This window comes from uncultured Arthrobacter sp. (assembly GCF_964021775.1).
Lineage (GTDB): Bacteria > Actinomycetota > Actinomycetes > Actinomycetales > Micrococcaceae > Arthrobacter.
In genome coordinates, this window is the sequence record NZ_CAXHZI010000001.1 from 374,479 (window position 1) to 400,987 (window position 26,509).

28 protein-coding genes are annotated in these 26,509 nt (G+C 67.8%); 16 read left to right on the forward strand and 12 right to left on the reverse strand.

Features of this window, described 5'->3' with window-relative positions; translation table 11 throughout:
- Positions 1-510 precede the first annotated feature (510 nt).
- Complete coding sequence (locus tag ABIN76_RS01770; RefSeq protein WP_346957998.1) at positions 511-1,803, forward strand: ISL3 family transposase; 1,293 nt, start codon at positions 511-513, stop codon at positions 1,801-1,803.
- A 15-nt stretch (positions 1,804-1,818) separates the two neighbouring features.
- On the opposite strand, the gene ABIN76_RS01775 is transcribed toward ABIN76_RS01770, so the two are convergent.
- Positions 1,819-2,094, reverse strand: a complete 276-nt coding sequence (locus ABIN76_RS01775) for a hypothetical protein (protein WP_346957999.1) — start codon at positions 2,092-2,094, stop codon at positions 1,819-1,821.
- Between the two features lie 468 nt (positions 2,095-2,562).
- On the opposite strand from ABIN76_RS01775, the gene ABIN76_RS01780 reads away from it, so the two are divergent.
- The gene (locus tag ABIN76_RS01780) at positions 2,563-3,567 is read left to right on the forward strand and encodes an IS481 family transposase (protein WP_346958000.1); all 1,005 of its coding nucleotides are present in this window, start codon (positions 2,563-2,565) and stop codon (positions 3,565-3,567) included.
- 5 nt (positions 3,568-3,572) lie between these two features.
- On the opposite strand, the gene ABIN76_RS01785 is transcribed toward ABIN76_RS01780, so the two are convergent.
- Together ABIN76_RS01785 and ABIN76_RS01790 are read right to left on the reverse strand one after the other, a co-directional pair.
- On the reverse strand, positions 3,573-5,612 hold the full coding sequence (locus ABIN76_RS01785; protein ID WP_346958001.1) for an ABC transporter ATP-binding protein: 2,040 nt from the start codon (positions 5,610-5,612) through the stop codon (positions 3,573-3,575).
- Complete coding sequence (locus ABIN76_RS01790; RefSeq protein ID WP_346958002.1) at positions 5,609-7,348, reverse strand: ABC transporter ATP-binding protein; 1,740 nt, start codon at positions 7,346-7,348, stop codon at positions 5,609-5,611. The genes ABIN76_RS01785 and ABIN76_RS01790 overlap by 4 nt, the downstream gene beginning before the upstream one ends.
- A 295-nt stretch (positions 7,349-7,643) precedes the next feature.
- On the opposite strand from ABIN76_RS01790, the gene ABIN76_RS01795 reads away from it, so the two are divergent.
- Positions 7,644-8,315, forward strand: coding sequence for a hypothetical protein (locus ABIN76_RS01795; protein WP_346958003.1), 672 nt, complete (start codon positions 7,644-7,646; stop codon positions 8,313-8,315).
- A 143-nt stretch (positions 8,316-8,458) separates the two neighbouring features.
- On the opposite strand, the gene ABIN76_RS01800 is transcribed toward ABIN76_RS01795, so the two are convergent.
- On the reverse strand, positions 8,459-9,496 hold the full coding sequence (locus tag ABIN76_RS01800) for a DUF808 domain-containing protein (protein WP_346958004.1): 1,038 nt from the start codon (positions 9,494-9,496) through the stop codon (positions 8,459-8,461).
- A gap of 143 nt (positions 9,497-9,639) precedes the next feature.
- Between ABIN76_RS01800 and ABIN76_RS01805 the strand changes: the two genes are divergently transcribed.
- Positions 9,640-10,077: a VOC family protein gene (locus ABIN76_RS01805; protein ID WP_346958005.1), complete on the forward strand. Its 438-nt coding sequence runs from the start codon at positions 9,640-9,642 to the stop codon at positions 10,075-10,077.
- 40 nt (positions 10,078-10,117) lie between these two features.
- On the opposite strand, the gene ABIN76_RS01810 is transcribed toward ABIN76_RS01805, so the two are convergent.
- Entirely contained in the window at positions 10,118-10,405 is a 288-nt protein-coding gene (locus ABIN76_RS01810; protein WP_346958006.1) for an antibiotic biosynthesis monooxygenase, read from the reverse strand.
- A gap of 122 nt (positions 10,406-10,527) precedes the next feature.
- Here ABIN76_RS01810 and ABIN76_RS01815 point away from each other — a divergent pair, with 122 nt between their 5' ends.
- Positions 10,528-11,340, forward strand: a complete 813-nt coding sequence (locus ABIN76_RS01815; RefSeq protein WP_346958007.1) for an MBL fold metallo-hydrolase — start codon at positions 10,528-10,530, stop codon at positions 11,338-11,340.
- Positions 11,341-11,359: 19 nt separating this feature from the next.
- Here the strand turns inward: ABIN76_RS01815 and ABIN76_RS01820 are convergent, their stop codons facing one another.
- Complete coding sequence (locus ABIN76_RS01820; protein WP_346958008.1) at positions 11,360-12,280, reverse strand: 2-hydroxyacid dehydrogenase; 921 nt, start codon at positions 12,278-12,280, stop codon at positions 11,360-11,362.
- A gap of 126 nt (positions 12,281-12,406) precedes the next feature.
- Entirely contained in the window at positions 12,407-12,568 is a 162-nt protein-coding gene (locus tag ABIN76_RS01825; RefSeq protein ID WP_175322402.1) for a hypothetical protein, read from the reverse strand.
- Positions 12,569-12,746: 178 nt separating this feature from the next.
- Here ABIN76_RS01825 and ABIN76_RS01830 point away from each other — a divergent pair, with 178 nt between their 5' ends.
- Together ABIN76_RS01830 and ABIN76_RS01835 are read left to right on the forward strand one after the other, a co-directional pair.
- On the forward strand, positions 12,747-13,583 hold the full coding sequence (locus ABIN76_RS01830; RefSeq protein ID WP_346958009.1) for an alpha/beta hydrolase: 837 nt from the start codon (positions 12,747-12,749) through the stop codon (positions 13,581-13,583).
- A gap of 313 nt (positions 13,584-13,896) precedes the next feature.
- Positions 13,897-14,373: a hypothetical protein gene (locus ABIN76_RS01835; RefSeq protein WP_346958010.1), complete on the forward strand. Its 477-nt coding sequence runs from the start codon at positions 13,897-13,899 to the stop codon at positions 14,371-14,373.
- A 119-nt stretch (positions 14,374-14,492) separates the two neighbouring features.
- Here ABIN76_RS01835 and ABIN76_RS01840 read toward each other — a convergent pair whose 3' ends face one another.
- Together ABIN76_RS01840 and ABIN76_RS01845 are read right to left on the reverse strand one after the other, a co-directional pair.
- Positions 14,493-14,813 (reverse strand): hypothetical protein, encoded by a 321-nt coding sequence (locus ABIN76_RS01840; protein ID WP_346958011.1) that lies wholly within the window; start codon positions 14,811-14,813, stop codon positions 14,493-14,495.
- A 62-nt stretch (positions 14,814-14,875) separates the two neighbouring features.
- Positions 14,876-15,526, reverse strand: coding sequence for a uracil-DNA glycosylase (locus tag ABIN76_RS01845; RefSeq protein ID WP_346958012.1), 651 nt, complete (start codon positions 15,524-15,526; stop codon positions 14,876-14,878).
- Between the two features lie 162 nt (positions 15,527-15,688).
- Here ABIN76_RS01845 and ABIN76_RS01850 point away from each other — a divergent pair, with 162 nt between their 5' ends.
- On the forward strand, positions 15,689-16,213 hold the full coding sequence (locus tag ABIN76_RS01850) for a DUF488 domain-containing protein (RefSeq protein ID WP_346958013.1): 525 nt from the start codon (positions 15,689-15,691) through the stop codon (positions 16,211-16,213).
- A 25-nt stretch (positions 16,214-16,238) separates the two neighbouring features.
- On the opposite strand, the gene ABIN76_RS01855 is transcribed toward ABIN76_RS01850, so the two are convergent.
- Positions 16,239-17,222, reverse strand: a complete 984-nt coding sequence (locus ABIN76_RS01855) for an aldo/keto reductase (RefSeq protein ID WP_346958014.1) — start codon at positions 17,220-17,222, stop codon at positions 16,239-16,241.
- Positions 17,223-17,260: 38 nt separating this feature from the next.
- On the opposite strand from ABIN76_RS01855, the gene ABIN76_RS01860 reads away from it, so the two are divergent.
- The 5 genes from ABIN76_RS01860 (at position 17,261) to ABIN76_RS01880 (ending at position 21,189) form a co-directional block, all read left to right on the forward strand.
- The gene (locus tag ABIN76_RS01860; RefSeq protein WP_346958015.1) at positions 17,261-17,422 is read left to right on the forward strand and encodes a hypothetical protein; all 162 of its coding nucleotides are present in this window, start codon (positions 17,261-17,263) and stop codon (positions 17,420-17,422) included.
- Between the two features lie 30 nt (positions 17,423-17,452).
- On the forward strand, positions 17,453-18,289 hold the full coding sequence (locus tag ABIN76_RS01865; RefSeq protein ID WP_346958016.1) for a TIM barrel protein: 837 nt from the start codon (positions 17,453-17,455) through the stop codon (positions 18,287-18,289).
- Entirely contained in the window at positions 18,286-19,494 is a 1,209-nt protein-coding gene (locus ABIN76_RS01870; RefSeq protein WP_346958017.1) for an MFS transporter, read from the forward strand. Before ABIN76_RS01865 ends, ABIN76_RS01870 begins: the two co-directional genes overlap by 4 nt.
- A 105-nt stretch (positions 19,495-19,599) precedes the next feature.
- Complete coding sequence (gene bcp, locus ABIN76_RS01875; protein WP_346958018.1) at positions 19,600-20,076, forward strand: thioredoxin-dependent thiol peroxidase; 477 nt, start codon at positions 19,600-19,602, stop codon at positions 20,074-20,076.
- A 165-nt stretch (positions 20,077-20,241) separates the two neighbouring features.
- Entirely contained in the window at positions 20,242-21,189 is a 948-nt protein-coding gene (locus ABIN76_RS01880; RefSeq protein ID WP_346958019.1) for a hypothetical protein, read from the forward strand.
- 91 nt (positions 21,190-21,280) lie between these two features.
- Here ABIN76_RS01880 and ABIN76_RS01885 read toward each other — a convergent pair whose 3' ends face one another.
- Positions 21,281-22,129, reverse strand: coding sequence for a methyltransferase domain-containing protein (locus tag ABIN76_RS01885; RefSeq protein WP_346958020.1), 849 nt, complete (start codon positions 22,127-22,129; stop codon positions 21,281-21,283).
- A gap of 195 nt (positions 22,130-22,324) precedes the next feature.
- Between ABIN76_RS01885 and ABIN76_RS01890 the strand changes: the two genes are divergently transcribed.
- From ABIN76_RS01890 to purM, 3 genes are all read left to right on the forward strand, one after another.
- Positions 22,325-22,651, forward strand: a complete 327-nt coding sequence (locus ABIN76_RS01890) for a hypothetical protein (RefSeq protein ID WP_346958021.1) — start codon at positions 22,325-22,327, stop codon at positions 22,649-22,651.
- Positions 22,652-22,728: 77 nt separating this feature from the next.
- On the forward strand, positions 22,729-24,462 hold the full coding sequence (gene purF, locus ABIN76_RS01895; RefSeq protein ID WP_346958022.1) for an amidophosphoribosyltransferase: 1,734 nt from the start codon (positions 22,729-22,731) through the stop codon (positions 24,460-24,462).
- On the forward strand, positions 24,459-25,628 hold the full coding sequence (gene purM, locus ABIN76_RS01900; protein WP_346958023.1) for a phosphoribosylformylglycinamidine cyclo-ligase: 1,170 nt from the start codon (positions 24,459-24,461) through the stop codon (positions 25,626-25,628). Before purF ends, purM begins: the two co-directional genes overlap by 4 nt.
- 76 nt (positions 25,629-25,704) lie before the next feature.
- On the opposite strand, the gene ABIN76_RS01905 is transcribed toward purM, so the two are convergent.
- Positions 25,705-26,484: a VOC family protein gene (locus ABIN76_RS01905; protein WP_346958039.1), complete on the reverse strand. Its 780-nt coding sequence runs from the start codon at positions 26,482-26,484 to the stop codon at positions 25,705-25,707.
- Positions 26,485-26,509: the final 25 nt, after the last annotated feature.

Consider the following 26,509-nt stretch of genomic DNA (forward strand, 5'->3'; position numbering starts at 1 on the left):
TCTCGGTCCGGGACGCCCCATACTATCGGAACTGTCGCGACCGCTCCGATGAGATCGTCCACGGTCAAGCTTTCAATGGAGTTGGCGACATCGTGGAAAGTGGCTGCATCCATAGCGGCAACGGAGTGTTCCCATGGGGAGGTGACGGCCGCCATGCCCGCGAGATCGTCTCCGGACCAGTTCCCTAACTCGCCCCCAGTTACCCAGAACCCATGGTCGAAAGTCCAAACTGAGAAGTCATCGTCTTTGCAGTACAACCACTGGGGATCCTCCCCTGCGAATAGCTCCCATAGCGCGATGAACCTGGGTTGACGGTAGCGGTTACCGTCATCCCTTGTATTTGTGAGCTCTTCCTTCTCAATTGCGTCATCCAGGTGGAGCGAAGCGTGGGCTAACCCGGCTCTTCGTGGTTCGTGGGGAAATGACTCCGTGTCGTAGATAAAGAAGGGGCCCGTGGCCCTGCTGGGATGAGTGTGTCTAGCATTCAAACCAGGAACAGGACCACGAGCCTTGACTGAGCCTATCGTTGTGGCGTCCGACGCTGCCACCAGCATCTTCAACCTGCCTGACTACCGTGTCATCTCCGCGACCGTTCTGGACGACGGCAGGCGCCGGGTCATTGTCGAAACGGATCAGCCACCGGGCTGCCCGAGCTGCGGTGTCGTGGCGACGCGGCGGAAGGAACGGCGCTTCCAGCGCATCCGGGACATCCCCGTCGCCGGCGCCCTCGAAGTGCTCTGGTCCAAGTACCGCTGGTACTGCGAGGAACCCAAGTGTTCCCGGCTCTCATTCTTCGAATCCACTGCCCAAGTCCCGCGCCGGGCCCGGTCCACCGGCAGGCTCCGGGACCACGTCGTTGACGCGGTCATCAGCTCCGGCCGGGCCGTGTCCGAGACCGCCGCTGCGTTCGCGGTGTCCTGGTGGATGGTCCGCGCCGCGCTGACCGAAGCCTGTCTTCTTACCCTGCCGGATGTGGATGAGCTCAGGCCGCGGATGCTGGGCATCGATGAACACCGGTTCCGGTCCGTGAGATTCTTCCGCGACCCCGGGTCGAGCACGTGGATCCGGCATGAGCCGTGGATGACAACCATCGTTGACCTGGACACAGGGCAGGTCCTGGGCGTGGTCGACGGCCGGGACCACAGGGGCGTCGGGGACTGGCTCTTCGCCCGCCCGCTGGCCTGGCGGCTGGGCGTGCAGGTGGTCGCGATCGACCCGTCAGCTGCGTTCCGCAAGGCGTTGAGGATGTGGCTGCCCCGCACCGCTGTTGCCGTCGATCACTTCCATCTGGTGTCCCTGGCCAACCAGGCGGTGACAGAGGCCCGGCAGAACCTCTCCCAGCAGGTCAAGGGCCGCCGCGGACGCGGCGTGGACAAGGCCTGGGCCCACCGCATGCTGCTCCTGCGCGCCCGCGACACACTCACCGAGAAGGCAGCCCACCGGCTGGAGGAGGTCTTCGCCGCCGACGACGCGACCGGCAGGCTGCAAGCGGTGTGGAAGGTCAAAGAACAGCTCAGGGCGCTGCTGCGCACCGATTCCCTGGCCGACGCGGCCGCCGCGAAAGAGGAACTCAAAGTGCTCGTGGACGCGGCCGGACGGCCGGAAACGAACAAGCTCTACCGCACCGTTTGCCGATGGTGGAACGAGATCGAAGTCCTCATCGTCACCGGCGCAACCACCGGCAGGGTCGAGGCCAACAACACCAGCATCAAGCACATCAAACGAACCGCGCGCGGCTACCGAAACGCCGGGAACTATAAATCGATTATCCTCATGAGAAGTGCCGTCCGGACGGCGGCATGACACTCATCCGGGGAATCACTTTCCCCATGAACCGTGAAGAGCCGCTAACCCCGGGCGGACGAAGGCCGCACGGAGCGTCTCGTCCAAGGCCATTTTAGGGTGAATTTCCAGCAATGCGATCGGTCTGACAGGGGCGAGAATCATGTCGCCTACGGCTGCCACCACCCGCTCAACGACCAAGGACTGAATGCCGTGGTCATTGCCAACATGCTTGATCCAGTACTGGTTGCCATCGTCGGCTAGACCAAGAAATGGCTTGCACCCTGAATCGGCGACCTGAAAAGCTGCCACAACGAACCCGTCAGGTTCGGGCCGAGGCCTACTGGCCAATAGGCCAATCCAAGAGTCTCGAGATAACCAGTCCACTCCCCCAGTGCCTAACAAGGCTAGTTCCCATCTCCAACTGTTCGTTTCAACATATGCGTACCCGGTCCATCAGCGGACCAAGCCGTTGCCATGACGTAGTCTAACCGGCCCAGCCAGGGCTCTCCGGCTGCGCGACACCAACTCGTACTCAGCGGAAGCCAATTGGTCCAATAGGTCCGCTGCGGCGCCGCATGAATCGATCCCCTGGATTACCAGACGCCGCCTCAAGAAGTTCCGCCGCTCTGCTCGCGGGTCCCATGCCGGTCCATCGGAGCGCCCCCTAGATGTATTGTCCCGGCACGTTGATGACACGTGGTTTGATTTGACGCAATAAGAGGACCTCCGGGTGTTGTGTGGTGCTTGTCGAGAGCGAACACAATCCAGGAGGTCCTCGTGTCCCACCGTAACGCGTTTCTGGCCCATTCGGGCCGTCTTCGGCTGGCTCGATGCATCGTTGATGATGGTTGGAGTTTGCGCAGGGCGGCTGAACGGTTCAATGTCTCCGTGCCGACCGCAGCTCGTTGGTCCCATCGGTACCGGGACTACGGCGAAGCGGGCTTGGAAGACCGCCGGAGCCGGCCGCGTTCCTGCCCTCACCGTACCGGCGTACGCACGGAGCGGCGGGTGCTGGGACTGCGGGTGAACAGGCGCTGGGGTCCGGCCCGGATCGCGTATCACCTGCACCTGAACATCTCGACGGTTCACCGGATCCTGACGCGGTACCTCTGTCCGCCGTTGCGGTTCACCGATCCGGCCACCGGGGCCCGGGTCCGTGGCCGGGACCATGCCCGCCGCTATGAATACGCCCAGCCCGGCGAGATGGTCCATGTGGACGTAAAGAAGGTGGGCCGGATCCCGAACGGCGGTGGACACCGGATCCATGGGCGCGTCAGAGGTGAGGCGAATTCCCGGGCCCGGAACCTCTCCGAGGGCCGCCGCACGGACCGCGGGCAGGTCCGGGGTTATTCCTTCATTCACCATGCAGTCGATGACCATTCCCGGTTCGTCTATTCCGAGATCCTTCCCGACGAAACCCAGGCCACAGCGTCCGCGTTCATGCGCAACGCCATCGCCGCTTTTGCTGCCCACGACGTCAGAATTCAGCGGGTACTCACCGACAACGGCTCCTGCTACCGGTCCCGTGCGTTCGCCGCAGTTCTTGCCGACGCAGGCATCAAACACAAACGCACCCGGCCCTACCGGCCACAAACCAACGGCAAGGTCGAACGCTTCAACCGGATCCTCCAGGAAGAATGGGCCTACGCGCGCCCTTACCGGTCAGAAACAGAACGCCAAGCCTGTTACCAGGACTTCATCGACTACTACAATCACCACAGGCCACACACCGCCCTCAAAGGCGCCTCACCCGCCAGCCGCGTCACTAACGTCCCGGGTTAGTACACCTAGACCTCCGCCACAGGAGCCGCGAACTGGGCCTCGTACAGCGCCGCGTACGCCCCGCCCGCCTCCAGCAGTGAGGCATGTGTGCCCTGCTCCACGATCTGGCCGGCCTCCATCACCAGGATGAGGTCGGCGTCGCGGATGGTGGAGAGCCGGTGCGCAATGACAAACGACGTCCGGTCCGAGCGCAGCGCGCTCATGGCCTTCTGCACCAGCACCTCCGTGCGGGTATCCACGGACGATGTCGCCTCGTCCAGGATCAGCACCGACGGCCGGGCCAGAAAGGCCCGGGCGATGGTCAGCAGCTGCTTCTCCCCCGCGGAGACGTTGGCGCCCTCGTCGTCGAGCACCGTGTCGTAGCCCTGGGGCAGGGACTTCACGAACCGGTCCACGTAGGTCGCCTTCGCCGCCTCCAGGATCTCCGCTTCGGTGGCCGAGGGCCGGCCGTAGGCGATGTTGTCCCGGATGGTCCCGCCGAACAGCCAGGTGTCCTGCAGCACCATACCCATCCGCGAGCGCAGCTCGTGCCGGGACATCAGGGCCACGTCCACGCCGTCCAGGGTGATCCGCCCGGCGTCGAGCTCGTAGAAGCGCATCATCAGGTTCACCAGCGTGGTTTTCCCCGCCCCGGTCGGGCCCACGATCGCCACGGTCTGCCCCGGCTCCGCGACCAGGCTCAGCTTGGAGATCAGCGGCTTGTCCGGCGAATACGCGAACGACACGTCCTCGAACACCAGCCGCCCCCGGCCCCCGGAAGGAGCCTGAGCCGGCACGGGATCAGCCGACTGCTCCTCGGTGTCCAGCAGCTCGAACACCCGCTCCGCCGACGCCACCCCGGACTGCAGCAGGTTCGCCATCGAGCCCAGCTGGGCCAGCGGCTGGGTGAACTGCCGCGAGTACTGGATGAACGCCTGCACGTCGCCCAGCTGCATCGCCCCGGACGCCACCTGCAGCCCGCCCACCACGGCGATCCCCACATAGACCAGGTTCCCAATGAACGTCATGGCCGGCATGATCAGCCCGGAAATGAACTGCGCGCCGAAGCTGGCCTGATACAGCTCCACGTTCTTCTGCCGGAACGTCTCCTCCACCTCGCGCTGCCGGCCGAACACCTTCACCAGCGCATGTCCCGTGTAGGTCTCCTCGATCTGACCATTCAGCTCGCCGGTGTTCTTCCACTGCGCCACGAACAGCTTCTGCGAGCGCTTGGCGATCACCGCCGTCGTCACCAGGGTCAGCGGAATGGTCACCAGGGCGATGATGGCCAGCGTCGGCGAGAGGATCACCATCATCACCAGCACCCCTGCCACGGTCAGCACCGAGGTTACCGCCTGGCTGATGGACTGCTGCAGGCTCTGGGAGATGTTGTCCACGTCGTTGGTCACCCGGCTGAGCAGCTCGCCGCGCTGCACGGTATCGAAGTAGCGCAGCGGCAGGCGGTTGATCTTCGCCTCGATCCGCTGGCGCAGCCGGTACACGGTCCGCTGCACCACGCCGTTGAGGATATATGCCTGCATCCACATGAACGCCGACGCCAGCACGTACAGCACCAGCGCCCACAGCAGCACGGAGGACAGCGCGGCAAAGTCGATCCCGGTCCCGGGCGTCAGCGCCATGGCGCTGAGCATGTCCGCTTTTTGGTTCTCCCCCGCGGCCCGCAGCTGCGCGATCAGCTGCGCCTTGCTCACCCCGGCGGGCAGCTGTTTGGACACGACGCCGGCGAAGATCAGGTTGGTGCCTTCGCCCAGCAGCCGCGGCCCGATCACGGAAAGCGTCACGCTTACGACGGCGAGCAGGAGTACCAGCGTCAGCCAGATCCGCTCGGGGCGGAGTTCGCCCAGCAGCCGCTTCGCAGACGGGCCGAAGTTCATCGCCTTCTCCGCAGGGATGTTCATCCCGGCGAACGGGCCGCCATGGCCGGGCCCGCCCCGCGGCCGCGGTATCCGCAGCGGAGCTTCCGTGCCGGCGGCGGCCGGCTTCCCGCCGTCGCCGGATCCCCCGGCGGGCGTCTGGGACTCGCCGCTGCTCACGTGTCCGCTCATACCGCCTCCTCCGCCGCCAGCTGGGAGTTCACAATCTCGTTGTACGTCGGCGAGGTCTCCAGCAGCTCCTCGTGCGTGCCGTGTGCGACGATCCGGCCGTCGTCGAGCACCAGGATCTGGTCCGCGTCCACAATGCTGGACACCCGCTGGGCGATGATCACCAGCGTCGCGCCGGCCGTGTGCTGCCGGAGCGCCTGCCGCAGCCGGGCATCCGTCGCGGTGTCCAGCGAGGAGAACGAGTCGTCAAAGATGTAGAGCTCGGGCCGTTTCACCAGCGCCCGGGCAATCGCGATGCGCTGCCGCTGCCCGCCGGAGACGTTGGTGCCGCCCTGCGAGATGGGCGCGTCCAGCCCGCCCTCCATCTCGCGGACAAAGTCCTCGGCCTGCGCGATGGACAGTGCGCGCCAGAGCTCGTCCTCGGTGGCGTCGGGCTTGCCGTAGAGCAGGTTGCTGCGGACCGTGCCGGAGAACAGGTAGGGCTTCTGCGGGACCAGGCCGATGTGCCCCCAGAGCAGGTCCGGGTGCAGCTCGCGGACGTCCACGCCGTCGATCCGGACCGAGCCGGAGGTGGCGTCGAAGAGCCGGGGCATCAGATTCACCAGCGTGGTCTTGCCAGAGCCGGTGGACCCGATGATGGCTGTCGTCTGCCCCGCGCGGGCCGTGAAACTCACGTCGGAGAGGACCGGCACCTCGGCACCCGGGTAGGCGAATCCGACGTCGCGCATCTCGAGCTCGCCGCGGGCGGTACGGCCGGCCAGGCTGACCGGGTGCTCCGGCGGCCGGACGCTGGATTCGGTGCCCAGCACCGCGCCGATCCGGTCCGCGGAGACGGCGGCGCGCGGGATCATGATCGCCATGAAGGTGGCCATCATGACGGACATCAGGATCTGCATCAGGTAGCTCAGGAACGCGATCATGGTGCCCACCTGCATGGAGCCGTCCTCGATCCGGAACGCACCGAACCAGATCACGGCCACGGAGGAGACGTTGAGCACCAGCATCACGGTGGGGAACGCGAGCGCCATCAGCCGGCCGGCGCGCAGCGCGGTGTCCGTGACGTCCTCGTTGGCGCGGCCAAAGCGGGCGGTCTCGATGTCCTCGCGGACGAAGGCGCGCACCACGCGGATGCCGGTGAGCTGTTCACGCAGCACCCGGTTGACCGTGTCGATCCGGGTCTGCATGAGCCGGAACAGCGGCACCATCCGGGTCACGATCAGGCCGACGGCGATGAGGAGCACGGGCACGCTGACCGCGATCAGCCAGGACAGCTGCACGTCCTGCCGTACCGCCATGATGACGCCGCCGATGCTCAGCATCGGCGCGGTGACCATCAGCGTGGCGGACATCAGCACCAGCTGCTGGACCTGCTGGACGTCGTTGGTGGAGCGGGTGATCAGACTCGGCGCTCCGAAGCGGGTCACTTCCTGCTCGGAGAACTCCGCCACCCGGGTGAAGATCGCCCCGCGTACGTCCCGGCCGAGCGCCATCGCGGCCTTCGCGCCGAAGTAGACGGCGGCGATGGTGCAGGCGATCTGCAGCAGGGTGACCATCAGCATCACGCCGCCGACGCGCAGGATGTAGTCCGTGTCCCCGCGCGCCACGCCCTGGTCGATGATGTCCGCGTTCAGGGTGGGCAGGTACAGCGAGGCGATGGACGCGGCCAGCTGGAAGACGACGACGGCGAGCAGCCGCCGGCGCTGCGGCCGCAGGTATTCGACGAGCAGTTTCCAGAGCATCCGGTCTCCACGGTCTCTAGTTCACGCACGGTGATTCGAACGCCAGTTTACGTCCGGTTGCTGGGAGCGGAACGGGTTCCTCTCAGGGCGAATTGGCCGGAAGTCGCCAAACAAGTCGAAGAAATCGACGGACAGCGGCAAGGTGTCGGCGCGCCGAACCGGGTCATCTCCTATTCCGGGACCTCCCCCACCTGGGTGAAGAGTGTGTGTGGCGCTCTACGCCCCAAAGGTATTCTCAAGGTCTCTGAGATAAGCATGTGACTGAGTTAACGGCTCCTCCATTCGCCGGACCATTGTGGATCTCAAGCTGTCGAGAAGGCCGGGCGAAGCCGGGGAGCCCCTCACCGCCGTGAAGAAGCACACGGAGTATCGCATCCAAGAAGCGCATCCATCTGCGCACCTCTGCCTTTCATATCTGGGGCCCCAGACGGCCCTCCGAACACCGGAGATACTCATGAAAAGATTTGCCCCCTGTGCCCTGCTTACCGCCGCGCTGCTCGCCGGATCATCGGCAGCTGTCGCCGCACCTCCGCCAACCCGGCCGGACTTTCCCTCTGACGTGGTGGTCCCGGCCGGAGAGGGCTGCAATTTTGCGCTGGGGGTTGCCGGGACCGGCGCCAAGGCGCGCATCAAGACATTCGCCAACGGCAGCCAGATCATCTCGGGCAAGGGTTACCTCCTGACTTACACGAACGTGGCCACCGGGAATTCCGTGACCTTCGAAACCAACGGAACGTCTGAGCACACGTCGGCCCCCAACGCTGACAACGTCGTGACCATCACGGCGAGGGGAAGCAACGGCTTGATCCTGTTCTCAAACGATGTGTCCAACGTTCCTGGCGTAACAAAGCCGTCAGCAATCCAGTACACGGGGCGCATCGTCTACACCTTTGACCTGGACACCGGCTTCACGACGCTGATCAGCGCTTCCGGAACACAGCGCGACCTCTGCGCCGAGCTGTCGTAACAGGAACGACCATCTCCGGGAAGGCGCCCAACGCCCGCCCAACAACTTCCGCCGAGCAGGGACGGGCTTAGGCCCGTCCCTGCTTGCGTCCCGGCGTGGCGCGCCCAGAGCGGCGGCGGGCCGTTCTTGCCGGTGGATTCGAGCTAGGAGGAGGGATCGGCGTCGTGCTTCGCCGGCTGATGGCCGTCGACGGCGGCGCGGACGTCGCCCTCTTGGTGCCCGTCTTTGTGGCCGCCCTTCTTCTTGCCGAACGGCAGCGCCTTGAGCAGCGGCTTCAGGATGGCCATGACGACCAGGCCCCAGGCGAGCCCGAGGACGGCCGAGCACAGGGTGTTCACGAGCCAGGCCAGGGAACCGCCCACCACGGCGATCCCGGCGACAGGGTGCTCGAGGGCGTGGACCAGGTCGTAGGGCGCGTGCCAGCCGAGGTCGTGGGCCCCCTGCAGCATGATGTGGCCGCCCACCCACAGCATGGCGACGGTCCCGACGACGGTGATTGTGGTCAGCACGGCGGGCATCCCCCGGACGAGCAGCTCGCCGAAGCGCTGGGAGCCCGCGGAGTCTTTCGTGGTCAGGTGCAGGCCGATGTCGTCCATCTTGACGATGAGTGCGACGGCGCCGTACACGGCCGCCGTGATGGCGATCGCCACTGCGACCAGGATGGAGGCCCGAACCCACAGGGATTCGGCCGCCACCTCGTTCATGGCGATGACCATGATCTCGCAGGAGAGGATGAAGTCCGTGGTGATGGCGCCCTTGGTGACCTTGGCCTCCGCCTCCGGCCCCCGGTCCACCGCCGGAGTGCCTTCTTCGGCATCGTGCTGTCCGCGCAGCTTGTGCCAGACCTTCTCGGCACCCTCGTAGCAAAGGTAGGTGCCGCCCGCCATGAGGATGAACGGAATGACGCCCGGGATGAAGGCGCTGATGAGCAGCAGGGCCGGCAGGATGATCAACAGCTTGTTCCGCAGCGAGCCCCAGAAGATCTTCTTGATCATCGGCAGTTCGCGGGACGGGTCCGCGCCGGACACGTACTGCGGGGTGACGGCGGCGTCGTCAATGACGACGCCCGCGGCCTTGGCGCCCGCCTTGGCCGCTCCGGCAGCGACGTCGTCCACCGAGGCGGCCGCGATGCGGGCCAGGGCTGCGATGTCGTCCAGCAGGGCGACGAGACCGCCGCTCACAGCTCACTTCCCGACTGCTTGGGGGCGGACGGCTGGACGGGGTTGCCTTGGTCAGGGCGCGTGATCGGCATGCTCGAATTATATGTGGCGGGCAGCCCGTCGACTCTGGATCTGGACCGGGCCGGCTGGGTAGCGTGCAGAGCATGAACATCAGACTTGAGAACGTCGGCATCGCCGTGCGCGACCTCGAGGAGGCGATCGCGTTCTTCACCGACCTCGGCCTGGCGGTCGTCGGCCGCGACACCGTCAGCGGCGACTGGGCCGACACCGCCGTCGGGCTTGACGGCAATCACGCCAACATTGCCATGCTCCAAACGCCGGACGGTCACGGCCGCCTCGAGCTCTTTGAATACATCCACCCCGAGGCGATCGAGACGGCGCCCACCCGGCCCAACGAGATCGGCATGCACCGGGTCGCGTTCTCGGTCCCCGACATTGACGAAGCCCTGGCAATTGCCGCGCGGCACGGCTGTTATCCGCTGCGCGGCGTGGCCACCTACAAGGATGCCTACAAGCTCACGTACCTCCGCGGGCCGAGCGGCATCCTCGTGATGCTCGCCGAGGAGCTGAAGAAAACCTGAGGGCCGGGCCCCCGAAGCGTCGCGGAACCCCCGCCATGAATCAGACGGGCTCCATGCCCTCAATCTCGTAATGTCGGGCGATGCCTGCAGTTGCCCTGCCCCATTCGCTCTCGGCGACCCGCTTCTGGTGTGCACGGAACGACGCGGCGTCCTGGAATTGCTCATCGACCTGCCAGATCAGCGGGTTCTGAGTGGGTTTCACTTCGAAGGAAAGGCATCCTTGCTCGGCGCGCGTCAGCTTGATGTGCAGGGGCAGGTGCTGCGCCACCATCGTGGCCTGCTCGTGGTCACTGCAAACAAGTTGCCCAGTGAGGAAGACGTTGCTCATAAGTCATCCTTACATTGCCGGGTACCGCGCCACCCATCAGCCTTGCCTATAGTGCTTGCGATCGACGACCGCCCGGAATACCGTCTCGAACACCAGTGCAAACCACAAGGGGAAGGCATGCCGTGCTGAAGCATGTCGCTGAAGGAGTTTGGGTTCACCAGAGCGAGTTCCTGCAGAGCAACTCCGTCATCGTGCAGGGCCGGGCCGGCGTGCTGCTCATCGACCCCGGTATCACGAGCTCCGAAATGGCCGACCTCGCGAACGACCTTCGCGACTTGGGCCAGCCCGTCGTGGCAGGCTTTTCAACGCATCCGCATTGGGACCACGTGCTCTGGCACCCGGACTTCGGCGACGCGCCCCGTTACGCCACTGCCCGCTGCGCGGCACCGATCCAGGACCTGCTGGCGCAGCCGGACTGGAAGGCCCGCGTGGCCGGAGTGCTGCCGCCGGACTTCGCCGGAGAGATCCCGATGGAACTCCTGGGCCTCATCACCGGCCTGCCTGCCGGAGCCGCGCAGATTCCCTGGGACGGCCCCAACGTCCGGATCATCGAGCACCAGGCCCATGCCGCGGGCCACGCGGCGCTCCTGATCGAGGAGAACGGCGTCCTCGTTGCCGGCGACATGCTTTCCGACACCCTGATTCCTTTCCTCGATCTGAAGGCTGCGGATCCGGTCGCTGACTACCTCGCCGCGCTGCAGCTCTTGGAGGGCGTGGCCGGCGAGGTCATCGCCGTCGTCCCCGGTCACGGCTCAGTCGGCGGAGCCGAGCAGCTGCGGGCGCGGCTCAACCAGGACCGCGCGTATGTGGAGGCCGTGCGCGACGGCGCTGAGCCGGACGACCCGCGGTTAGGCCCCTCCGCCCCCTTGGAATGGCTGGCGGACGTGCATCAAGGGCAGGTACAGCAGCTCGCCCACAGAGGGACGCCGAAGTAGCGCCCCCCGGGGCATCCGTTTACCCGCCGATCACCACGTTCGCCGGCGGTTCGTCCGCCAGCATCAGCTCGATCTGCCGCTGCAGCAGCTTCCCCATCCGCGGGCGCATGGCCGAGGATGCGCCGCCGATGTGCGGGCTGATGATGACGCCGGGGGTGCCCCACAGCGGGTGGCCTTCGGGCAGCGGTTCGGGGTCGGTGACGTCCAGGGCGGCGCGGATCCGGCCGGAGGAAGTGTGCTTCACCAGAGCCTCGGTGTCCGCAACCGGGCCGCGGGCGACGTTGACCAGCAACGCGCCGTCGGGCATGGCAGCAAGGAACGCGTCGTCGATCAGGTGGCGGGTGGAGTCGCTGAGCGGGACCACCACCACCACGATGTCGTGCTCCGGCAGCAGGCTGTGCAGCTCGTCGATGCCGTGGATCTGGCCGCGAGCGTCGGAGCGGGCCTTGCTGGCCACCCGGGTCACGGTGGTTTCGAAGGCCAGCAGCCGGTCCTCGATCGCTTTGCCGACGCCGCCGTAGCCGACGATCAGCACGCGCCGGTCCGCGAGGCTGGCGGTGGGACGGGTCTCCCAGCGGCCCTCCTGCTGGTTCTGCAGCATCCGGGGGAATTCGCGCTGGCTGGCCAGGATCAGCGCCAGGGCCAGTTCGGCAGTGGACGCCTCGTGGACGCCCGCGGCGTTGGCAAAAACGTGGCCGGCGGGCAGGACGTCGCGAACGCCGTCGTAGCCGATCGACTGGCTCTGCACCAGACCGGTTTTCACGGCCTCCAGTGCGCCCAGGGCCGCCGAACCGCCCATGTACGGCGGGACGACAATGTCGATCTCCGGCCGCGGCGGCTCCCCGGTCAGGTCCCATTCGAGGATGGTGACATCCGGGTGGGGCTTCAGGTAGTCGCGCAGGGTTGCGTCCGGCAGGCTGACAGTAATCTTCTTCGGCATAGCTGCCAGCCTAGTAGGCCGGCGCGGCCGACGGCGGAAGGTGACGGCCGCCGTCGTCGTCGGCGGCCCGGCAAAGAGGAAGCCCGGACGGAGGGGAGTTTTCCCACCGTCCGGGCCCGGCAGTGCCTAGCGGCCGAAGAGCTTGGCGAAGAAGCCGGTCTTGGGCTCGTCGGCGTGGCCCTTGCAGCGGTCGGCGCTCTTGACGCCGCGCATAACCTGGTCAACGTGCTGGCCGCAACCGGCCCAAGTGGTCTTACCGCACTTCTTGCATGCAACCTGACGGCACATCTGGTGTCTCCCTTTTGTAGGTCTGCGACCTCGGTGGTCTGTAGCTCCAGTATACCCCCGGGGGTATTTTGTGCAACTCCATGGAACACCCTGCCGCCCGGACGCGTTAGTTCCCTACAGTGGGGCCCGTCGACGGGACGCACGCACTGACTTCACACCGTACCGAGAGGATCGCTTCATGGCATACATCAAGGTTGGAACCGAGAACAGCACCGACGTCGAGCTCTACTACGAAGACCACGGGACGGGACAGCCGGTGGTCCTGATCCACGGCTACCCGCTGGACGGCTCGTCCTGGGAGAAGCAGACCGCGGCGCTCCTGGACGCCGGCTACCGCGTGATTACCTACGACCGGCGCGGCTTCGGCCAGTCCAGCAAGCCCACCGACGGTTACGACTACGACACTTTCGCCGCCGACCTGAACACCCTGATGACCAGCCTGGACCTGAACGACGCCGTGCTGGTGGGCTTCTCGATGGGCACCGGCGAGGTGGGCCGCTACCTGGGCAGCTACGGCTCGGAGCGGGTGGCGAAGGCGGTGTTCCTGGGTTCGCTGGAGCCGTACTTGCTGCAGACGGAGGACAACCCCGACGGCGTCCCGCAGTCCGTGTTCGACGGCCTGATGGAGGCGGTCACGGCCGACCGCTACGCCTTCTTCACCGACTTCTTCAAGAACTTCTACAACAGCGAGACCTTCCTGGGCACGCCGCGGCTCAGCGAGGAAGTCATGCGGGCCGGCTGGAACCTCGCCACCGCGGGCGGCCCGACGGCGTCCGCGGCCGCACAGCCCACCTGGCTCACCGACTTCCGCGGCGACATCCCCAAGATTGATGTCCCGGCCCTGATTGTCCACGGCACCGCGGACCAGATCCTGCCGATCGATGTCACCGGCCGCCGTTTCGCCAAGGCCCTGCCGGAGGCCGAGTACGTGGAGATCGACGGCGCCCCGCACGGCATGCTCTGGACCCACGCCGCCGAGGTCAACGAGGCGCTGCTCGGCTTCCTGGCTAAGTAGCCTCCCGCCGCCGTCGCACTTTCCGCGCCGATTCCGGACGGACGCACCCCGGGCCCGGGGTGCGTCCGTCCGTTTCCGCAGCGGTTTTTCGAATAGCGCCGCGGGGGTCTGGCGCAGACGCGTCCATGGGCGGACGATTAACTTACCGGGAACTCCAAGAGCAGTGCCCGGCTGTAGCCCGGATTTAACACGGGCGTGCTAATCAACACCGGACACGCGTGCCGCCACGTGCACGACATCACCGCCGTGGCCGCAGCCGGCACTCGCTGCCCGACCCGTAGAACCGCATCCTCTGTGTAGGAGCACCAAAGAAATGTCCATCACTACCCCATCACCAAGCAAAACCCGCCCCCGGACGGCCAAGTTCACTCTAGTCTCGGCCGTCGCCCTGGGGCTGATCGGCGGCCCTGTCGCCCTGGCCGCACCGGCCGATGCCTCGACACACCTGCGTGGTTGCACCGTGGACCCGCTGAAGCCCACCGACCGCAGCCACTGGGTCGATTTCCGCATCAAGGTGGACTGCCGGGACAACAAGACCGTCCAGATCAGGCAGCTGCGCTATGAAGACGAGCGCGGCCGCCGGCACGACGATTTCCTGGGCGGCTCAACGTTCCGGGAGTCCTTCAACCACCGCCACGACTCGTCCACCGTCCATAGCTACGACCGTGTCCAGGACCGCCGCGGCCCCGAGAAGGTCTACCAGCTCGTGTCGTTCCGCGTCCGTGTCGGCAACCACTGGTCCGATTGGACCCGCTGGGAGAAGAGCCAGGTGGCAACTCTCTGGCGCTGACGCCGTAACCCAGGTCCCGGCCGGCGCCCTACCCTGATGCCCGGTCGTTGCTTGCCATACCGAAATGCCAGGAGCGATCCCCCTGGCTTTTCTGTGCCCTTTGCGGCGAGGAGGGACGGCTACGTTTCGTCGTCCCAGCCGCCGGCGGAGTCGACGGCGTCTTCCGGTTTGTCGCCCGACGTCGGGTCTCCGGACCCCACGTACGCGGCCGGGACCGTGCCGGCGGCCTGGGTCAGCTGTTCCTCGCGGATGTTGCCGGCGCTGCCGGAGTCGGCCTGTTCCCCGGGGATTTTCGCGGGCTCGGGCGCGGGCTCGGTCTGCTCCGGGCGGGCTTCCGCAGCGTCGGGCTGGGACTGCTGCTGGCGCTCCTTGGCGGCCTCGGGGTCGCCCGGACCCCGCAGTCCGGCGGGGTCGTTGGCTGGCTGGTTCGGATCACTCATGGCACTGCCTTTCATCCGCGGATACACGTCTCCCCACACTAGCGGGCAGGCACGCCCCGGACTCAGCGGCCGACGCCGGCCGCGATCAGTTCCTCCAGCCCGCGTTTGAACCCGGCCCGCCCGCCGTGGGCCGGGTGCCTGATTTTCGGCACCTCCAGGCCGCTGCGCTGCAGGCTGCGGTGCGCCACGTTACCCACAGCCACCACCGCCTCAATCCCGAACTCCGCGGCGAGCGCCTGCCAAAACGGGGTCCCCAGCGCAGCTTCCGATGCCGTGGGAGTGCGGTTGGACAGCGGCCGCCCCGGGACATGCGTATGCCAGGGGCAGGCGCTCCAGAGCAGCGGGAGGAACTCCAACTCCGCCAGCACCTCCCACATCACGGTCGCCGTCGGCTCCGCGGCAATACCGGCAGCGTCCGGCGGCAGCACGTAACCCTTGCCCGGCCCGAACAGGCCAAAGGCGTTGGCAGGCCCCGCGAGGATGGTGCGGTTGGTGAACGGGACGCCGGTGAGCCGCATGCCCCTGAAGCCCGGGGCCTCGCCCACCAGCAGCACCTTCGGTGAACGGTCCCGCATTTCCTGCAGGTAGATCGCCACGTTCCGCCGGCGCTGCTCGTTCGCGGGCTCGGAGTGGTCGAAGAAGTTGGCGCACCCCGGCCCGGTCCGCACGGACGCGAGCCGTCCGACAAATTCATCGATCGAGGGTGCAGTCATCTCTCAGTCATCTCCGGGCCCGTTCCCTTGGCAGCTTCTCGGTCCACCAGACTATCCGCGCCCTGCCCGCCCACGCACGGCCCGCAAGCGCCGCGCCCGCGGCGCCGCGCCCGCGGCGCCGCGCCCGCGCACGCACAGCCCGTACCGCCCTAGCATGGGGACATGACGGACACGACCATCTATACGGTGGGGCACTCCACTCATCCCATCGACGAATTCATCGGCATCCTCAAGGCCCACGGCATCAAGAAGCTCATCGACGTGCGCACCGTCCCCAAGTCGCGGCACAACCCGCAGTTCAACGCGGATGAACTCGCGGCGAGCGTGCGGGCCAACGGCATCACCTACCGGCGGATGGAATCGCTCGGCGGTTTGCGGCACGCCACCAAGGACAGCCCCAACGGTGCGTGGCGCAACGCATCGTTCCGGGGCTACGCGGACTACATGCAGACCGACGAGTTCTCCACCGCCGTCGGCCAGCTGCTGGAACGCGGGCGAACCAACGATGCGGCCATCATGTGCGCGGAGGCCGTCCCCTGGCGGTGCCACCGGTCGCTGATCGGTGACGCGCTGCTGGTCCGGAACGTCGAGGTCCTGGACATCATGAGCGAAAAGTCCGCCAAACCCCACACCCTGACCTCGTTCGCCCGCGTCGACGGCCAGCGGATCTGGTACCCGGCGGAGTAGCGCCGGCCCGCTACCAGAGCGCCGGCTACCAGCGAGGGTGGATCGACGCGCGGAAGTACCGGTCGTAGATTTCGTGGACGCCGACGTCGAACGTTGCGTCAATGCCGCTGACCGACGCCGCCTCGGCATTCGCGCGCGCCTGCTCGACGTTCCGTGCCCCCGGAATCACCGTGCTGACGCCCTCCTGCGCCGCGATCCAAGCGATGGCCGCCTGGGCGGTGCTGACGCCGTCGGGCACCAGTTCCTGGAACTCGGCCACCGCCTTGAGGCCCTCTTCGAAGTCGACGCCGGAGAAGGTCTCCCCGACGTCGAACGCCGAGCCGCTGCGGTTGTAGTTCCGGTGGTCGTCCGCCGCGAAGGAGGTGTCCGCCGTGTACTTGCCGGACAGCAACCCCGAGGCGAGCGGCACACGGGCGATGATGCCAACGCCGGCGGCCGCCGCCGCGGGCAGCACCTCGTCCAGCGGCTTGAGCCGGAAGGCGTTGAGGATGATCTGCACGGTGGCCGTGCCGTCGTGCCGCATGGCTTCGAGCGCCTCGTCGGTCCGCTCCACACTGACGCCGTAGTTCCGGATGACGCCCTCGGCCACCAGGGTGTCCAGCGCGTCGTACACCTCGGCGTTGCTGTAGACGGCGGTGGGCGGGCAGTGCAGCTGGACCAGGTCGAGCTGCTCGACGCCGAGGTTCCGCCGGGACCGGTCCGTCCATTCGCGGAAGTTGGCGAGGTTGTAGTTTTCCGGCTGCTGCTCCATCCGGCGCCCCATCTTGGTGGCCACCGTGATGTCCAGGCCGGGGTTGTCCGCCAGGAAACCGCCGATGGCCTGCTCGCTGCGGCCGTCCCCGTACACGTCCGCGGTGTCGAAGAACGTGACGCCGGCTTCCGCGGAGGCGGCCAGGATGGCCTGCGCCTGCGCCGGGTCCACGTTGCCCCAGTCCGCGCCGAGCTGCCACGTGCCCAGCCCGACAATGGAGACGTTCCGACCGGTCTTGCCCAAGATTCTTTGTTCCATGATCCGACTATAGGGTGTTGCCTTGCTAGCCTGAGGCAGTGAAGTACGAGAGGCTGTGGATCGGAATGCTGGTTGGCGCCGCCCTCGGCTTTGCCGCCGGCGTGGCCACGGCGGACAAGCCATTCACCGGGCTGCTGATCGGGGTGGCCGTCGGGGCGCTGATCGGCCTGGCTGCCCGCAAGGACCCCACGAAGCGGTAAGGCCACCGCCTGCATCTGAAGGAACCCCTCATGACCTTTTCCGTGAATTGCTCCATCATGCTGGCCGAACTGCCGCTGCTGGAGCGGCCGGCCGCGGTGAAGGCTGCCGGTTTTGACGCCGTCGAGTTCTGGTGGCCGTTCGCACGCTCCGTCCCGGGCGACGCCGAACTCAGCCGCTTCGAGCGCGCGATCACGGACGCCGGGGTCCAGCTGGTCGGCCTGAACTTCAACGCCGGCGACATGCCCGCCGGCGACCGCGGGCTGGTGTCCTGGCCGGGCCGCTCCTCGGAGTTCCGGGACAATATCGACGTCGTGGCCGGGATCGGCGGACGGCTCGGCTGCACCTCCTTCAACGCCCTCTACGGCAACCGGCTGCCCGGGCACGCCCCCGAGGCCCAGGACGACCTCGCCGTGCAAAACCTGACCGCCGCGGCCGCCGCCGTGGCCCGCATCGGCGGCACCGTGCTGCTCGAACCGGTCAGCGGCGCCCCGGACTACCCGCTCCGCACCGCCGACGACGCCCTGCGCGTGATCGCCCGGGTGAAGGAGGAGACCGGCGCGGCCAACATCAGGCTGCTCGCCGATTTCTACCACCTCTCGGTCAACGGCGACGACGTCGGGGCCGTCATCGAGCAGCACGCCAAGGACTTCGGCCACGTCCAGATCGCGGACGCCCCCGGCCGCGGAGCCCCCGGAACGGGCCAGCTCCCGCTGGCGGACTGGATCGCGCGCAGCCGCGAGTTCGGCTACGACGGCCGCATCGGCCTGGAATACCAAGCGCCGGCTGAAACGGCCTTCGAGTGGGCCCGCGCAGTGTCCGGCCCGGCGTCCCAGCAGCCCGCGTCCGGCCGGAAGGACAGGCCGTGACGCCGACCGTCACCCGGAACGCGGCCGACCGCACCACCAGGATCGGCATCGCCTTCATCGGCGTGCTGCTCATTGCGGTCAACCTCCGGGTGTCCTTTGTCAGCGTCGGACCCGTGCTGGGAAACATCAGCAGCGACCTCGGGCTTTCCAGCGCCGCAGCCGGGTTCCTCACCGGCCTTCCGCTCATCGCATTCGCCGTGTTCTCACCGCTGGCACCCGGTTTCGCGGCCAGGGTTGGCCTGGACCGGGCGCTCTGGACGTCCCTGCTGATCCTGGCCGCGGGCATCGTGCTGCGCTCCCTGCCGCTGGCCGGTGTCATCTGGGCCGGCACCGCGCTGATCGGGCTCGCCATCGCCTTCCTCAACGTCTTGGTTCCCTCGCTGGTGAAGCGCGACTTTCCCTTGCGGGTCAGCCAGGTCACCGGGGGCTATACCGCCGCCCAGGCCGCATTCGCAGCGGTGGGCGCCGCCGTCGTCGTTCCCGTTGCGCAGACATCGCCCGCGGGCTGGCGGCTGGCCCTCGGAATCTGGGCGGGGCTGGCGCTGGTCGCCATGGCGGTGCTCCTGCCGTGGCTGCGGCGTCACCGGTCCGGTGCTGCCCACGCTGCCGCGCCGAAGATTGCCTACCGCTCACCCTGGACCTCCGCTCTGGGCTGGCAGGTGACGATCTTCATGGGGCTGCAGTCGATCGCTTTTTATGTCCTGATGGCGTGGCTGCCCACCATCGAGCAAAGCCGCGGCGTCCCGGCCACGACCGCCGGGATCCACCTGTCCGTCTTCCTGCTGATCAGCGTGTTCGCCAGCCTTGCCGCCGGCGGGATCCTGCACCGCGGACGCGACCAGCGGCTGGTGGCCTTCACCAGCGGCGCGCTCACGGTGGCGACGTTCCTGGGGCTGACCCTGGCGCCGGAGCTCGTGCTGCTGTGGATCGTCCTGGGGGCCATGGGCTGCGGGAGCCTGATCGTCGTCGCCCTGTCCCTGTTCAGCCTGCGGACCGTGAACCACCCGCAGGCGGCGGCCTTGTCCGGCATGGCACAGTCGGTCGGCTACGGGCTCAGCGCGGTGGGGCCGGTCCTGTTCGGCGCCCTGCACGACCTCACCGACGGCTGGACGCTGCCGCTCCTCGTGACCGCGGGCATCATGGCGGTCCTCTCGCTGGTGGGGCTGCTGGCCGGACGGGCCCGGGTCATCAGCGGCCCGGCCTGAGGGTCTGCCCAGCCTGCGGGCCTTAGGCAGGCAGGCGGAATAGTGATTCCGCCACCGGTGTTGTGCACCACAGATTCCATTCCAGCCCTCCCCGAAGGACTTCCTATGAGCCAGAACCCCGTCAAGCTCCAGCCCGGAACCCCCGCACCCGATTTCACCTTGCCCGACGCCGAGGGCAAACCGGTCGCGCTGGCCGACTACCGAGGTAAGAACGTCATTGTGTACTTCTACCCGCAGGCCGCCACCCCGGGCTGCACCACCGAGGCCTGCGACTTCCGCGACAACCTGGCCTCTCTGGAGGGTTCGGGCTACGAGGTGCTGGGCATCTCCCCCGACGGCCCCGAGGCGCTTGCGCACTTCACCGGCGACTACGCCCTGACCTTCCCGCTGCTGGCCGATGAGGACCACGCCGTGGCCCTCGCTTACGGCGCCTGGGGCGAAAAACTGGTCCGCGGCGAGGTCAGGGAGGGCATCGTCCGCTCCACCGTCGTCCTTGATCCCGAGGGCAAGGTGAAGCTGGCCAAGTACCAGGTCAAGGCCGAGGGCCACGTCGCCGCGCTGAAGGCTGAGCTGGGCATCTAGGACCACGCCAGTTCCGGATTCTCGCGCCGGCTCCGGACCGGCGCGCCCCGTATCCGGTCTGCCTCCGTCCGAAAGCGCAGCGGAAATCCGCGACCGCAGCGGGACTTGTCCACATCCGCCGTCCGGCCCGTTGCCGGCGACCGTCCGGAACGCCAGCATCGGCTTATGGAACTTCCCGCGCTCATCCTCAGCAGCGACCCGGCACGGCTCGGCCGGGACGCGCGCGAACTGTGCCGCCGGGCTGCGGCAGGCGAGCTGCGCCGCATCAGGCGGGGCGTCTACGTCCAGTCGGCGGCCTGGGACGCGCTGCCGGGCTGGGACCGGTACCCGCTCCTGATTCAGGCGGCCGCCTCGACGCTGCAAAGCCGCACCGTGTTCTGCCGGAAGTCCTCGGCCGCACTGTGGGACCTTCCCGTGCTGGGCCGCCCCACCCTGGTGCATGCCTGCACGTCCGACGACGACGGCGGCCGCTCGCTGGCGGGCGTGCGGCGGCATTACACCGATCCGCTGACCCTGCAGATCGAAGAACGCCGGGGGCTGCTGGTCACAGGGCGGCTCCGGACCGTCCTGGACCTGGCGGCGTTCGAGTCATTCGAACAGGCCGTCGCGGCGCTCGACCACGTTTTGCGGCCTCAGCCCGGGCTGCCCGCACTGGGCAAGCAGGAGCTCTACGGTGGCATCGGGTCCAACTACAGCGCGGCCGCGGGACGCAGAATCCGCGCCGCGATCGAGTTCGCAGACCCGGAGTCGGGATCCCCCGGGGAGTCGGTGAGCCGCGCCCTGATGCACCGGCTGGGGTTCGAGCCCCCTCGGTTGCAGACCCCCATCCGCGACGCCCGCGGATTGGCCGCCTACACGGATTTCGAGTGGCCTGAGGAGCGGCTGTGCGGGGAATTCGACGGCCGGGTCAAGTACCAGAAGGCCGAGTACCTGCAGGGACGGACCCCCTCCGAGGTGGTCGTCGACGAGAAGGCCCGCGAGGACCGGATCCGGGCGACCGGGCGGCGGGTCATCCGCTGGACCTGGACAGAGATCTCCCGGCCGGCGAGATTCGAGGCTTTTCTCACCGCCCATCGGGTCCCGCGGCTGGTCCGGCCGGCCTGCCGCCGGTGATCCCTGTGTCCCGCGCCGGCTCGGAAAACCGCGGCCCGGATCCGGCGTGCATCGGTCCGAAACCGGTGCGGAAACCGGTGCGGACCAGAGCCTAGGCACGGGTGCCCGCCACAATCGTCGCCGTTGACCGGAGCCTGAGCGCGCCCTGGTGCTCGTAGCGGCCCAGCAGCTGGAACACGTCGGAGCGGATCAGCGACCGGGCCTCCTTGTCCGCCTTAGCCAGGCCCGTGGCCACCGTGATGGCAATGTCAGTGATGAACTCCCAGTAGCTTTCCGGGGAGTCGTGCACCAGGTCCGTGCTGACCTTGCGCTCGGCCACGTCCACCAGGCCGGCGTCCCGGAACAGCCGGGTCATGAAGCCCGGGGTGGAGCAGCGGAACAGTCCCGGCATCACACCGGGCGGATGCGGCAGCTCCGTGTGCTGCGCGAGAGTGCCAAGGACCAGGGTGGCCCAGGGATTTTCCGCGGTCCGGCCCCAGACGGCCGCGCTGATCCTCGCCCCCGGCTTGGCCGTCCGCACCATCTCCCGCACGGCGGACCGGATGTCGGGAAAGTAATTGAAGCCGAAACGGCACAGCACGGCGTCGAACGTGGCGTCGTCAAAGGGCAGCTCCGCGGCGTCGCAGGCGGTGAAGCTCACGTTCGCCAGCCCGCGGGTGGATGCCTTCTCCTCCGCGACGTGCAGCATGCCGGCCGAGATGTCCGTCAGCACCACCTCGCCGTCCGGCACCAGCGCGGCCGCCGTGAGCCCGGGCTCCCCGGTCCCTGACGCGACGTCGAGCACAATGGAGTCCGGATGCAGCCGGGCATCCTGGATGACGGCGTCGCCAAAGGGGGCCCGCCAGTCGAGCAGTTCGGCGTCCCACTTCTTCCAGCCCGCCGCGAACTGGTCCCAGATGATGCGCTGCCGGTCAGGGATACTGTCCGCTGCTACTGACATGGTGCGTCCTTTACCGGTCCGGACCGCACCCTCCCCCACCCCTTAGTGTGCGCCGCCGTCGGCGTTCCCGCTAGGGCCCCGGATTTCCGCCACAGATACGGACATGTGCCCCGCGGATCCGCGTAGCAGCGGTCCGGAACCGCCGCGGAAATGCCGGCGAAACCGCGGGGCCGCGCGGGCAGTAGGCTTAATGGCATGGCTCCTGAAGACACCCCTGTTGCGCCCGAACGCCGCGCCGTCACCGTCCGCCGCGCTCCGAAGTACGTGCCGTTCCTGATCCTGGGCGGCCTGCTGGGCGTCGTGGTGGCGGCCATCATCGCCTACGGGCTGCCCGGCGACGAGGGCTACGACGCCAACTCCGTCTTCGGCTTCTTCCTGACCTTCTGCATCGCCGGCGGCGCGATTCTGGGCGCCGCCGTCGCGCTGGTGCTGGACCGGCTGAGCGTCCGCCGCGCCGAGCGCGCCGTCGTCGAGTCCGTCCCGGACTCGGTGCCGGACACCGACGGCGAGGACCGCGCCTGAGCGGTTCGGCCAGCAACCGGTAGGTCATAAACCGGCCCCCGGAAAAGTCCTAGCGCACAACGTGAGATAATCGACCAGTGGCACGCGGCGATGGAAAACTTTCTCATGATCTTCTCTCTGGCGAAAAAGGCCCGCAGGACGCATGTGGCGTCTTCGGGGTCTGGGCTCCCGGCGAAGAGGTAGCAAAACTCACTTACTACGGGCTGTACGCGCTGCAGCACCGCGGTCAGGAGTCGGCTGGTATTGCCACCAGCGACGGCAAGCGGATCAACGTCTACAAGGACATGGGCCTCGTGTCCCAGGTCTTCGTCGAGACCACGCTGAACACCCTGACCGGGCACCTGGCCGTTGGCCACTGTCGCTACTCCACCACCGGGGCGAGCCACTGGGCCAACGCCCAGCCCACCCTGGGCGCGACGGCCACCGGCACGGTCGCCCTGGCGCACAACGGCAACCTGACCAACACCGCCGAGCTCAAGGCCATGATCGTGGACCGCAACGGCGGCCAGCTCACCGGCGAAATGAAGCAGGGCAACACCTCGGACACCGCCCTGGTCACCGCCCTGCTGGAGGGCGAGGAGGGCAAGTCCCTCGAACAGACCGCCCTGGAGCTGCTGCCCCAGATCAAGGGCGGCTTCTGCTTCGTCTTTATGGATGAAGGCACCCTGTACGCCGCCCGCGACACCTACGGCATCCGCCCGCTGGTCCTGGGCCGGCTGGAACGCGGCTGGGTGGTGGCCTCCGAGCAGTCCGCCCTCGCCACCGTCGGCGCAAGCTTCATCCGCGAGATCGAACCTGGCGAATTCATCGCCATCGACGAGCAGGGCGTCCGTTCCCAGCGCTTCGCCGAGCCGACGCCGGCCGGCTGCGTCTTCGAATACGTGTACCTCGCCCGCCCGGACGCCGCGATCGCCGGCCGCTCCGTGTACGAGTCCCGCGTGGAAATGGGCCGCCAGCTGGCCCGCGAGAACACCCAGGAAGCGGACATCGTCATCCCCGTGCCGGAATCCGGAACCCCGGCCGCCGTGGGCTACGCCGAGGAATCCGGCATCCCGTTCGCGCACGGCTTCGTCAAGAACGCCTACGTAGGCCGCACCTTCATCCAGCCCTCGCAGACCCTGCGCCAGCTCGGCATCCGGCTCAAGCTCAACGCACTCGAGTCCGTGATCCGCGGCAAGCGCGTGGTGGTGGTCGACGACTCGATCGTCCGCGGCAACACCCAACGCGCCATCGTGCGGATGCTCCGGGAGGCCGGCGCCGCCGCCGTGCACGTGAAGATCTCCTCCCCGCCGGTGAAGTGGCCCTGCTTCTACGGGATCGACTTCGCCTCCCGCGCGGAGCTGATCGCCAACGGCGCCACGATCGAGGAAATCTCGCAGGCCATCGGCGCGGACTCGCTCGCGTACATCTCCGAGGACGGCATGATCGGCGCCACCCGGCAGCCGCGCGAACGCCTCTGCACCGCCTGCTTCACCGGGCAGTATCCGATCGAGCTGCCGGGCGCCGGCAAGCTCGGCAAGAACCTGCTGGAACGCACCGACCTCGGCGGTCTGCCCGGAACCGGGGCCTCCGCCGGGGCTTCCGCGACGGCTGCTTCCGCCGCAGGGAACCCCTCCGCCGGTTCCTCCGCGGCCGACGCCGCCGCCAACGCTGCGTCCGACGCCGCCATCCCCGCCGATCAGGACCCGGCCGAGAAGGCCGGTGCGACCGGCTGCGATCCCGGACCGGATGCCGAATTCGAAGAGCTGCTCACCGACGCCGACCGCGTACCCGCCGACAAGCTTGATGCCGACAAGAAAGAGCCAGTATGACTTCCGCCTCCCCGGCCGCTGACACCAACGACGCCGCCAACACCGGCATCACCTACGCCTCCGCCGGCGTCGACGTCGAAGCGGGCGACCGCGCCGTCGAACTCATGAAAGACGCCGTCAAGGCCACCCACAACTCCTCGGTGATCGGCGGCGTCGGCGGCTTTGCCGGCCTGTACGACGTGTCGAAGCTGCTCACCTACAAGCGGCCCCTCCTGGCCACCTCCACCGACGGCGTGGGCACCAAGGTTGCCATCGCCCAGGCCATGGACATCCACGACACCATCGGCTTCGACCTGGTGGGCATGGTGGTGGACGACATCGTGGTGGTGGGCGCCGAGCCGCTCTATATGACCGACTACATTGCCTGCGGCAAGGTGGTCCCGGAACGCATCGCGGACATCGTCCGCGGCATCGCGGCCGCCTGCTCGGTCGCCGGCACCGCCCTGGTGGGCGGCGAGACCGCCGAGCACCCGGGTCTGCTGGGTGAGCACGAGTATGACGTCGCCGGCGCCGCCACCGGCGTGGTCGAAGCCGAGTCGCTGCTGGGCCCGGACCGCGTCCGGGCAGGCGACGTAGTGATCGGCATGGCCTCCTCCGGCCTGCACTCCAACGGCTACTCGCTGGTCCGCCGCGTCGTCAACCACGCCGGCTGGGCGCTGGACCGCCACGTCTCCGAATTCGAGCGCACCCTGGGCGAGGAGCTTCTGGAGCCGACCCGCGTGTACGCCGCGGACTGCCTGGACCTGGCCCGCACCTTCCCGGTGGACGGCTCCGCCGCCGGCCAGGCCGTCCACGGCTTCAGCCACGTGACCGGCGGCGGGCTAGCTGCCAACCTGGCCCGCGTCCTGCCGCAGGGCCTGCTGGCCACCGTCGACCGCGCCACCTGGGAACTGCCGGCCATCTTCAAGCTCGTCTCCCAGCTGGGCAACGTCCCGCTGGCCGACCTTGAGCGCACCCTCAACGTCGGCGTGGGCATGGTGGCGATCGTCTCGCCGGAGGCCGCCGATGCCGCGGTGAACCACTTGAATGCCCGCGGCCTGCCCTCGTGGATCATGGGCACGGTCGGGGAGAACTCCGACTCGGTCGTGAAGACCGGACCGGATTACGTCCAGGGTGCCAAGGGCGTCGACGGCGGCGCCGTGCGGATGGTCAACGCCTACGCCTGAGCCTGAGACCTCCTCGAGTGCTCCATAACTGCCGTCTTGCGACCTGAGAACGGCAGTTATAGAGCACTCGATCTGTTTAAACCTCCAGAACGCTGAACACGCCGCCCTGCGGGTCCCGGAGCGTGGCAATGGCACCGGCCTCGTCGTCCTCTTCCGGTTCTACCAGGACGACGCCGCCGGCCGCGCGCGCGGCGGCCACGGCCTTAGCCACGCTTGAGACGCCGAAATACACCTGCCAACCCGGTTCGAGGTTGCGCTCAGCCGCGGGAACCGTGGCGATCCCGGCCACCTCGGCGCCGCCCACCATCAGGGTCGTGTAGGTTCCGCCGTCGTCCTGCGGGTATTCGGTCACCTCGTGGCGGAACAGCTGCTGGAAGAGCCCGACGGCGGCCTGCGGCTCGGGAGTGAGCAGCTCGACCCAGGCCAAAGCCCCAGGCTCCTCGCTCCGTGCCGCGCCGAAGTGGGTGCCCGCCTGCCACACGCCCGTGGTGCCTCCGCCGGGCGGGGCGAAAAAGACCATCACGCCGGTGTCCGCCACGGCCTCCGGGCCGAACTCCAGCGTCCCTCCGGCGTGCGGCAGTTCGGCGGCGAGCCCGGAGGCGTCGTCGGCGGCGAAATAGACGTTCCACTGGCCCGCCGCAGCAGCCTGAAGCTGGTGCGGGTTCTGCGGCGCAATGACCGTCACCAGCTCCTCGCCCAGGAACGCCTTAGCGTAGCTGCGACCGTCCGGGGTGGGCAGGTCCTCGTACCGCCAGCCGAAGATTTCCGCGTAGAACTCCTTGGCGGCTGCCACATCCGACGTCTGGAGGTCGGCCCAGCAGACCTCGGGGTTATAGGACAAAACGTGTGTATGGATTGGGCCTGCTTCCCAGTGACGGCAC

Coding starts and splice junctions, on each gene's coding strand:
- ABIN76_RS01785 (WP_346958001.1), bottom strand. CDS start 5,612: ATGAGCGGACACGTGAGCAGCGGCGAGTCCCAGACGCCCGCCGGGGGA.
- ABIN76_RS01790 (WP_346958002.1), bottom strand. CDS start 7,348: ATGCTCTGGAAACTGCTCGTCGAATACCTGCGGCCGCAGCGCCGGCGG.
- ABIN76_RS01805 (WP_346958005.1), top strand. CDS start 9,640: ATGAACATCAGACTTGAGAACGTCGGCATCGCCGTGCGCGACCTCGAG.
- ABIN76_RS01810 (WP_346958006.1), bottom strand. CDS start 10,405: ATGAGCAACGTCTTCCTCACTGGGCAACTTGTTTGCAGTGACCACGAG.
- ABIN76_RS01820 (WP_346958008.1), bottom strand. CDS start 12,280: ATGCCGAAGAAGATTACTGTCAGCCTGCCGGACGCAACCCTGCGCGAC.
- ABIN76_RS01825 (WP_175322402.1), bottom strand. CDS start 12,568: ATGTGCCGTCAGGTTGCATGCAAGAAGTGCGGTAAGACCACTTGGGCC.
- ABIN76_RS01830 (WP_346958009.1), top strand. CDS start 12,747: ATGGCATACATCAAGGTTGGAACCGAGAACAGCACCGACGTCGAGCTC.
- ABIN76_RS01835 (WP_346958010.1), top strand. CDS start 13,897: ATGTCCATCACTACCCCATCACCAAGCAAAACCCGCCCCCGGACGGCC.
- ABIN76_RS01840 (WP_346958011.1), bottom strand. CDS start 14,813: ATGAGTGATCCGAACCAGCCAGCCAACGACCCCGCCGGACTGCGGGGT.
- ABIN76_RS01845 (WP_346958012.1), bottom strand. CDS start 15,526: ATGACTGCACCCTCGATCGATGAATTTGTCGGACGGCTCGCGTCCGTG.
- ABIN76_RS01850 (WP_346958013.1), top strand. CDS start 15,689: ATGACGGACACGACCATCTATACGGTGGGGCACTCCACTCATCCCATC.
- ABIN76_RS01855 (WP_346958014.1), bottom strand. CDS start 17,222: ATGGAACAAAGAATCTTGGGCAAGACCGGTCGGAACGTCTCCATTGTC.
- ABIN76_RS01865 (WP_346958016.1), top strand. CDS start 17,453: ATGACCTTTTCCGTGAATTGCTCCATCATGCTGGCCGAACTGCCGCTG.
- bcp (WP_346958018.1), top strand. CDS start 19,600: ATGAGCCAGAACCCCGTCAAGCTCCAGCCCGGAACCCCCGCACCCGAT.
- ABIN76_RS01880 (WP_346958019.1), top strand. CDS start 20,242: ATGGAACTTCCCGCGCTCATCCTCAGCAGCGACCCGGCACGGCTCGGC.
- ABIN76_RS01885 (WP_346958020.1), bottom strand. CDS start 22,129: ATGTCAGTAGCAGCGGACAGTATCCCTGACCGGCAGCGCATCATCTGG.
- ABIN76_RS01890 (WP_346958021.1), top strand. CDS start 22,325: ATGGCTCCTGAAGACACCCCTGTTGCGCCCGAACGCCGCGCCGTCACC.
- purM (WP_346958023.1), top strand. CDS start 24,459: ATGACTTCCGCCTCCCCGGCCGCTGACACCAACGACGCCGCCAACACC.